Origin of the sequence: Thalassolituus sp. UBA2590 (assembly GCF_002339775.1) — a bacterium.
GTDB lineage: Bacteria > Pseudomonadota > Gammaproteobacteria > Pseudomonadales > Oceanobacteraceae > Thalassolituus.
In genome coordinates, this window is sequence record NZ_DDKU01000027.1 from 1 (window position 1) to 8,201 (window position 8,201).

An 8,201-nucleotide genomic window follows, 5' to 3' on the forward strand; every position below is an offset into this window, starting at 1 on the left:
TTGCAGACAAGCTCATTGGTGAGTGTGTCGCAGAAGACTGGGATGCGATTATGGTGCCGGGCGGTATGCCGGGCGCGCAGAATCTCTCGGATAACGAAGCCTTCGTCTCCCTCCTCAAACAACAACACAGTAGCGGTAAACTGATTGCAGCCATCTGTGCTGCGCCATACGTTGTTCTGGCGTGTCATGGTTTACTCGAAGGCAAATCAGCGACGGCTTATCCCGGGTTCAGAGAAGATCTGACAACGGTCGGAGTCATGCCGAGTGATGAGGTGGTTGTTATCGATGGCAATATAATGACCAGCCAGGGGCCCGGTAGTGCAATGCAGTTTGCTTTAGCTCTGGTGACAAAGCTGTGCGGGGAAGAGGTGTCTCACCAGGTCGCGGACGGTTTATTAGTTTAATGCGCCCCTGAACAATTCTCTCAGGAGCGCATTAGTGTTTACGCGTGGTATACGCGTGAGCCTCAGAGGTTCATGCAGTTTGCATAGTAAGTCGTGGTCGCTGGCCAGTCAGAAAAAACGCCGATAACGCCAACATCCTGAGCCAGAACATCGAGCACTGTCATAACGTCACCGTCGTTATCGATCACATCCATACCGCCATCATCGCCATTCACCGACTGGAAGTACCAGCCACCGTTGTCCGTCAGGCGACCAGAGCGTTCAAGTGTCCAGGCAATCAGCTTCAGGCCCGCTGCTTTGGCATTGATCGCGTACTGTGAAGGGACGATCTCGCCGTCGCTGTTCACGTTCAGCAGCATCCACATAGGTGGCGCCAGAACGCGTAGGCCTTCATCAACCCATTCTTCCATCTGTGCCTGTGTCACGCTGGTATCGTAAACGCCATCGAGATAAACCGCCTGGCGACCATACCAGGTGTTATTAATCCAGTATTTTACGTCTTCGTAATTGAACGACTGTGGCCAGACTTTGCGTGGGTGGATACCGGCGTCGCGGTATTCGTCGATCATTTGCTGAGCGTACATTTCCTGGGTGTAGTCGCCTTCAAACGGCATCTCTACCGAAGGGGATTTCAGTTCAGGTGTGTAGTGGGCGCCCAGTTCTTTGAACAGTTGGATGCTTTCTGCGTGGGTCAGCAGGGTACCTTTCGATGCGTAGAGGTCTGTGCGGTAGTCTGCTGTGGCATTCATGTAGCCTTCAATGGTGGTTGCCGTGCGGTCTGCCGCGTCCATTTTGCCTTGCAGGCTTTTGAATTCAGCGAGGGTAATGTCGCTGGTGCAGCAGGTGATATCTGCTGCATTGGTGAGCATGCCATTGCTGTCGAATTCAGGCGGTACTGAACATTTTTCAGCCAGTGGCGTTGCCAGAATATTCGTTGTGGTGTGCAGGTCGCATTGTGAATGGCGGCACACCAGCTCGCGATCTTTCGTAAAGGTTACGTCGCATTCAAGAATGCCTGCGCCCATTTTTGCCGCCGCTTCGTAGGATTCTTTCGTGTGCTCTGGAAATTGCAGAGGTGCACCACGGTGGCCGATTGAGAAGCGACTCTGGAAGAAAGGACCAGTGTCACAGCTTTTCAGCTTATCTTTGAGTTCGCCTTCGTCCATGTCTTCGACAAGGTAGAAAGGGCGTGGGCCGATCTGGGTTTCAGAAAACTTACCGAAGAACCATTTGCCAAAATGGCTGTTGCGGTGATCAGGGCCAGCTTGGGTGGCACAGCCGGCAACCAGCATCAGAGATGCCAGAGCGTAGGTCAGAAGGGATTTCATTATTAACCTCCATATCAGTTGGAAAACAGGGAGGTTCAGGCTAGACGTCAAGCATGTCAGTTTTAAAACTACTGGGTGACGGTCTTGTTTCATTTGGTCTTCCTGATGACGTGGCGTACCTTGTCGATATCCTATCATCAGGAAGGGAGGGTTCGTTATTGGTCGGCAGCCTGATGGTCGCCGTATTTTTCCGTTACCCAATCCGGATGCTTCCACATAATTCTCGGGTCTTTGTATTTTTTCAGATCCCGAAACATATTCTGCCAATCATACACTTGCGCATGCCATGGGTTATTTGGCTTTGTTGGCATGCGTTTTACGCCGTAGACAATTTCGCCCGCCGTTTCTTCAGCCTGAAACGTACCGAAGAGTTTGTCCCAGATAATGAGCACACCGCCGAAATTCTTATCAATCTGTTTAGGGTTACTGCCGTGGTGCACTCTGTGATGTGACGGAGTATTGAAGATTTTCTCTGCCCAACCCAGCGTACGAACTTGCTCGGTATGCAGGAAAAACTGATATACCAGATTGGCCTCGATCGCGATTAAGGTCCAGGTTTTATCGAAACCGACAAACGCGGCAGGAATCCACCAGAGAATCCAGGTCCCTGAAAATGCATAAGTGAAGTTCTGCCGCAGTGCCGTCGAGAAATTCATGTGTTCAGAACTGTGATGCGTTACGTGCGCATTCCAGAACCAGCGAATTTTATGCATCAGATAATGCGCGGCATACATACACAGGTCGATAAACAGAATCAGTGCGATGATGCTGACAACGCCGACCTCTGGGTTCCATTGAAAGCCAAATTGATACACCCAGTCGTAAAACAGCTGAATAAACAGTGCGATGGCGATGCCGTCGACGATTTTATACGACGCACCTGTCATCAGATTGGTGAAGGTTTCAGGGAAGTGATAGAGCTTAGTAACCCCACGACGCTTGGCCCAGAGGTTTTCAATGACCATGGTTCCGATGAACACACCGGCAAACAGCCCAATAAATAGCAGTGCGCGCAGTAAGTCTTCCATCAGTGTCTCCAGCTTTCTTATTTGATGCTGATAGATTAGCGCAGTCGTTGTGGGCTATATTGATATTTTCAGACTCTTAATTGATATTTCCAGACATACTTGCTCAGCGAGGATCAACGACTTATGACAATTGGGCACGGGTACTTATAAAAGAGCGCGACGTATGAAAGAGCGGGATTCTCGTTTAGCCGGGCTGTCTGTCACCGGGGACTTAATGTCTCTGGTGTCGTCGTACGTCTCCGAGCAGCGACGCTCTGTGCCAGCGGTAATGAGCCGTGAGGGTGGCGCCCGGCGGCTGACCTTCGATGAGTGGTGGTCGTTGCTGGACAGTGTCCGTGACGGTTTAGGCTCATCCTCGATTGGGATTGATCTGGCTCGCCGAGTCGGCCCTGAGCATGTTGGCGTCATTGGTTACCTGACCTTGTCATGTCAGACGGTTCTGGAGGCTTTTCAGTACTTTGAGCGCTTCCAGACCTTGCTCTACGAAGGCCCCAAGGCCCGGCTCGAACTGAGAGACGGCCTTGCTGGGTTGGTGTGGGATACCAGTTTTGGCGGCTCGACGCGTGTATCGGATCAGGTGATCCTCGGCGGATTTGTGACTTTCTTGCGAAGAATGACGGGGCAGAGCGAACTTACAATAGAGCGTGCGGAAACCTGGTGGGACGACGTGCCCGCCAGCGATCTGTTCGAGCGCCACTTAGGTGGAGGTCTGGTATGCGGCGCCAGCGCTAATGCACTCTGGTTCGATGCCAATGTGCTGACACTGCCACTGGTCAGCCATGATGATGTCGCCTTCAGGGCATTGAATGATAAGGCAACCGCAGCACTGGCAAACATGCCCGACCTTGGGCGGTTTGCGGATACCGTACGGCAACTCATCATTGAGCGCTTACCCTTGGGGGGCGCCGACCAGAGCGCAATTGCTTCTCGACTGGCAATGTCAGAGCGCACATTGCTGCGCAGGTTACGTCAGTCAGGTATTGGCTTCAGAGATCTGCTGGGGCAGGTCAGGGTAGAGTTGGCGCAGGTATATCTGCGGGATAAGCACCTGACCCTCAGTGAAATCGCTCTGCTGCTTGGCTACTCAGAGCAGGCGCCTTTCAACCGGGCTTTTCGTAAAGCAACGGGCAAAACACCGGGCAAGTGGCGGGCTGAGTTCAAAACAGTTTAGCCCAGCAAAACTATAGGCAAGAAATAGTTGGCCTGATAGTATCAATGCCCTAACTTAGAGCATAAGGATGTGTAACGTGAGTTCACCGGTCATTTCCAATCTTTCCCAGTTCCAGCTATCTCCATTCGGGCCTCAAGCCTCTGGTCGTCAGATCCTCGCTGACGAGCAAATGCAAAAGTTGCTTCAGAACTTTCAGGCGAGCTCGCAAGAGCAAAGCAGTACTGGGTATCATGCTCTGGCAGTAATAAGTGCAGTTAACAGCCTTCGTAGTAGTGCCGTTCCAGTGAATTCTTATGTTCGTAACGGCTCCCCATCGACCCGTTGCATTTCGGGCCCAGGTTTCGAAATTGAATATGAGCTGAATATGGGGCTCTCGCAGACCGATATTACGATCACAGATATTCGGGTTGTGAGGCAAAGCGCTCGTAAGGTAACTGAGCCCGGTCTATGGAATGTTGAGGCGGACGCTGAGAATGGGTCATGGAAGGTTGCCTCTACTCCTTCATATAACCTCCAGGCTGCAAGCCAGAGAGGCGGAACTATAGAGAAGCCCTTACAAATAGGTATTAACGGCTATTGTGGCGGCATTAGAGAAGCTGCTGAAATACTTCCTGATCACATATCAAAAGGTGACCCTGCTGTAATAGATAAGCTTAAAGCGTCTGGTTTCGAGTTATTTTATACACCGCAACACAAAGCGGGTAAGGCTGGCTGGGAATTTGTAAGGCGTCTCGGGAAGAGGACTCCCTCAGAAGATGTTGTTAAGGCGGGGCGGGTGTTAGCTAGTTATATGAAAGATGCACACCAGCGAGGGTTGCGCGTCGAGTGGACGAGTCATCGTGGTGGTTCGGCTGTTTTGACCGAGGCAATGAGATGTTTGAAGCAAGCCAATGTTGACTTGAAAGGAACGCAGCGCATTTTTCTTAGCGATCACACTAGCAGCCACTATGAAGCAGATATCGCTCGGCGGGCTATTGGTATGGATGTGCGTGATTCTAAGTGGTTCAATTCTTCTCCGGGACTAGCCCAGGTTATTGGTGGCCAGAGGTTCGGTGGTGCGACGGTAGCGTGCTCTCTTAATAAGCTTGTCAATCATACTCCGAGGGACCAAATAGCAAGTGAATTCGTTGGTACGGCCTATGATGTCGTCGCACAAAGCAAGAATACTATGGCAGTCGGGGGATTAGTGGGGGCCTTAGGCACGACACCAGGATTTGCCCTTGTAGTGTTGGGCGCTATTCTGGCCAGTGCACCTACGTTGACCGAGGGCTACCATAGAAGCCCTGTTGAGCCACTCAAAACATTAGCGAAGAAAGTTCAGAATAAGGTCTTCTGAGGATTATGCGATTATTTGGTACTGAGAAACTCCCCAAGGGGCCTAGTTTTCGCTCCGCAAGGCTTATCTGTAAAGACTTGGGATGTAGCTCACTGGAATTCAAGGCACCAGCCCCTCGGCCGGCTTTTGGAGGGCGCTGGGAGGAGGAGCCAGGCTCAGTTGATCTAAATTCTCCAGCGCGCTTTGAGTTGGCAGAAACTTGGGATAAGAAAGTTATCGAAGGTATGCGCTGGCAGCGGCTTTACTCGAATAACTGGCGTTTTAATGGCTTTCCAATTATCCAGCCTCGCGTCGGATATCTCAGTTGTTTTGTTGATGTCCATGCGGTAGATGGCCTCCCGATTAATGAGAGTTTGTTTGATTTTAGCGTATTGGCAAATCAGGTGTTAACTAATAGGGAGTTGTGTATTTATGCAAGAACTGAAGAGGGCTATACAGAGGCCGCTCTCGACGTAAACCCTGATCTATGGCCGGATGTTTTAGGGCCTGTTAATAGTCAGTGGTTGAATAAGCATGGTAATGACTGGCTGTACATTGAAGAACAGCAGCTGACTGATACCGCTTATGCTATCAATTGGATCTCGCCAATTACTCATCAGCATTATGTGTGTTTTCGGTTTGTAATCAGACGTTATTCTATTGAAGGCCCTAACGCTTATCGAATCGAAGAGCGGGTTCGCCCCGACACCTTCCTTGATCTGATGCACCAGATCATGGACTCCGTAAAGCTTGAACTTTGTGAAGAGATGAAAGCTGAACGGGACCGCATTCGAACAATAGAACCGTCGGAGAGGCGTCCGGTAATTGAGTTTACTCCGGAGCAGCTGAAGGTTGCTAAACATGTACTCTACATGAGTAGTTTCAGGAAACCAGAGGATGGCGATGACAGGTGGAGTTCTGGAATGGAGCGTCTCGCCCCCAGCGAAGAGGTCGAGGCCTTTCTGGATGAGCGAGTGAAGTTTAAGCCATTGCCGGGAAGCTATCCGCGTGGGGGTATTATCTATAACCGCGTACCGGTTCAGCCAATAACAAAGCTGGTTGATTCACTTCCTCAGGGGGCTATTGCACGAAAGGCTATTCCAGAGTGAGTAAACCGCAGGCATCAACTGTTTACAGGGATTTTTCCGACCTGTAGAGTACTCGGTCTTTACATTCATGTGGCCTGTCGTGGGGGCCACCACTGACAAGGATTTACTATGCCTGTTATTACCCTTCCAGACGGCTCCAAACGCGAGTTCGATCAACCCGTTACCCTGATGCAAGTTGCCGAAGATATTGGCCCTGGTCTCGCCAAAGCGACCGTATGTGGTCGTATTAACGGTGAACTGGTCGATGCCTGTGAGCTGATCACCGATGACGCCGATGTCACTCTGATCACCGGTCGCGACGAAGAAGGTCTGGAAGTTATCCGTCACTCATTCGCTCACCTCGTTGGTCATGCCGTTAAGCAGCTGTACCCAACGGCTAAGATGGCCATTGGCCCGGTGATCGAAAACGGCTTCTATTACGATATTGATTACGAGCGTCCATTTACACCCGAAGACCTCGAAGCCATCGAGAAGCGTGTTAAAGAGCTGATCAAGAAGGATTACGAAGTCATCAAGAAGATGACGCCGATCAAAGACGCACGCCGCGTGTTTGTTGATCGTGGTGAAGACTACAAAGTTGAGTTGATCGACGATCTGATCGAAAAAGGTGAAGAGGCGGTTGGCCTGTATCACCATGAAGAATACACAGATATGTGTCGTGGTCCGCACGTACCGAATACTCGTGTTATGCGTATCTTCAAGCTGCAACGTGTGTCTGGCGCCTACTGGCGTGGAGATTCTCAGAACGCTCAGCTGCAACGTATCTACGGTACTGCGTGGAACGACAAAAAAGAAATGAAAGCGTATCTCCAGCGTCTTGAAGAGGCTGAGAAGCGCGACCACCGTAAACTGGCGAAGCAGCTGGATCTGTTCCACCTGCAGGAAGAAGCGCCGGGTATGGTGTTCTGGCATCCGAACGGCTGGACCATTTATCAGGTACTCGAGCAGTACATGCGTAAAGTTCAGAACGATGCTGGTTATCAGGAGATCAAGACTCCGCAGGTTGTTGACCGTACCTTGTGGGAGAAGTCTGGCCACTGGGAACACTACTCAGATGCCATGTTCACTACTGAGTCCGAGAAGCGCAGCTACGCGGTAAAGCCGATGAACTGCCCATGTCATATCCAGGTGTTCAACCAGGGGCTGAAATCTTACCGTGAACTGCCACTGCGTCTGGCTGAGTTTGGTTGCTGCCACCGTAATGAGCCATCCGGTGCGCTGCACGGCATTATGCGTGTGCGTGGCTTCACTCAGGATGATGCACACATCTTCTGCTCGAACAGCCAGATCCGTCAGGAAGCTTCTGATTTCATCAAGCTGACTCTGGACGTCTACAAAGACTTCGGCTTTGACGCGGTTGAGATGAAACTTTCCACCCGTCCGGAAGGTCGTATCGGTGAAGAATCGCTTTGGGACGAAGCTGAAGCGGCTCTGGAAGATGCTCTTAACGACGCCGGCCTCGACTGGGAACTCCAACCGGGTGAAGGTGCGTTCTACGGTCCTAAGATTGAATTCTCTCTGCGCGACTGCATCGGCCGTGTATGGCAGTGCGGTACGATTCAGCTTGATTTCATGCTGCCAGAGCGTCTCGGTGCTCAGTTCGTCGACGAAGATGGCGAGCGTAAGACGCCGGTCATGCTGCACCGTGCTATTCTTGGCTCGTTCGAGCGTTTTGTCGGCATTCTGATTGAACACTACGCGGGCGCAATGCCGCCATGGTTGTCTCCGAAGCAGGTCTCAATCCTGAATATCACAGACAGTCAGGCCGAATATTGCACGGAAATCGCCGAAAAACTCAAAGCTGCGGGCTTCAGGGCCGATGCGGACTTGAGAAATGAGAAGATCG

7 protein-coding genes are annotated in these 8,201 nt (G+C 51.3%); 5 read left to right on the top strand and 2 right to left on the bottom strand.

Annotated elements, in window-relative coordinates; all coding sequences use genetic code 11:
- The coding region (locus tag B2067_RS02660; protein ID WP_301387355.1) for a DJ-1 family glyoxalase III at positions 1 to 404 on the top strand (404 nt) is incomplete at its 5' end.
- Positions 405 to 466: 62 nt separating this feature from the next.
- On the opposite strand, the gene B2067_RS02665 is transcribed toward B2067_RS02660, so the two are convergent.
- Entirely contained in the window at positions 467 to 1,732 is a 1,266-nt protein-coding gene (locus B2067_RS02665; RefSeq protein WP_301387356.1) for a glycerophosphodiester phosphodiesterase family protein, read from the bottom strand.
- Positions 1,733 to 1,887: 155 nt separating this feature from the next.
- Entirely contained in the window at positions 1,888 to 2,760 is an 873-nt protein-coding gene (locus B2067_RS02670; RefSeq protein ID WP_068441510.1) for a sterol desaturase family protein, read from the bottom strand.
- A 163-nt stretch (positions 2,761 to 2,923) separates the two neighbouring features.
- Between B2067_RS02670 and B2067_RS02675 the strand changes: the two genes are divergently transcribed.
- The 4 genes from B2067_RS02675 to thrS form a co-directional block, all read left to right on the top strand.
- A complete protein-coding gene (locus B2067_RS02675; protein WP_301387357.1) occupies positions 2,924 to 3,931 on the top strand; it encodes an AraC family transcriptional regulator in 1,008 nt (335 codons plus the stop codon).
- A 169-nt stretch (positions 3,932 to 4,100) separates the two neighbouring features.
- Positions 4,101 to 5,267 (top strand): hypothetical protein, encoded by a 1,167-nt coding sequence (locus B2067_RS02680; RefSeq protein WP_139325761.1) that lies wholly within the window; start codon positions 4,101 to 4,103, stop codon positions 5,265 to 5,267.
- A 5-nt stretch (positions 5,268 to 5,272) separates the two neighbouring features.
- Entirely contained in the window at positions 5,273 to 6,355 is a 1,083-nt protein-coding gene (locus tag B2067_RS02685; RefSeq protein WP_301387358.1) for a hypothetical protein, read from the top strand.
- A 108-nt stretch (positions 6,356 to 6,463) separates the two neighbouring features.
- The coding region (gene thrS, locus B2067_RS02690; protein WP_301387359.1) for a threonine--tRNA ligase at positions 6,464 to 8,201 on the top strand (1,738 nt) is incomplete at its 3' end.

Excerpts from the sequence above, each read along its gene's own strand:
- B2067_RS02665 (WP_301387356.1), bottom strand. The coding sequence starts at position 1,732 with ATGAAATCCCTTCTGACCTACGCTCTGGCATCTCTGATGCTGGTTGCC.
- B2067_RS02670 (WP_068441510.1), bottom strand. The coding sequence starts at position 2,760 with ATGGAAGACTTACTGCGCGCACTGCTATTTATTGGGCTGTTTGCCGGT.
- B2067_RS02675 (WP_301387357.1), top strand. The coding sequence starts at position 2,924 with ATGAAAGAGCGGGATTCTCGTTTAGCCGGGCTGTCTGTCACCGGGGAC.
- B2067_RS02680 (WP_139325761.1), top strand. The coding sequence starts at position 4,101 with ATGCAAAAGTTGCTTCAGAACTTTCAGGCGAGCTCGCAAGAGCAAAGC.
- B2067_RS02685 (WP_301387358.1), top strand. The coding sequence starts at position 5,273 with ATGCGATTATTTGGTACTGAGAAACTCCCCAAGGGGCCTAGTTTTCGC.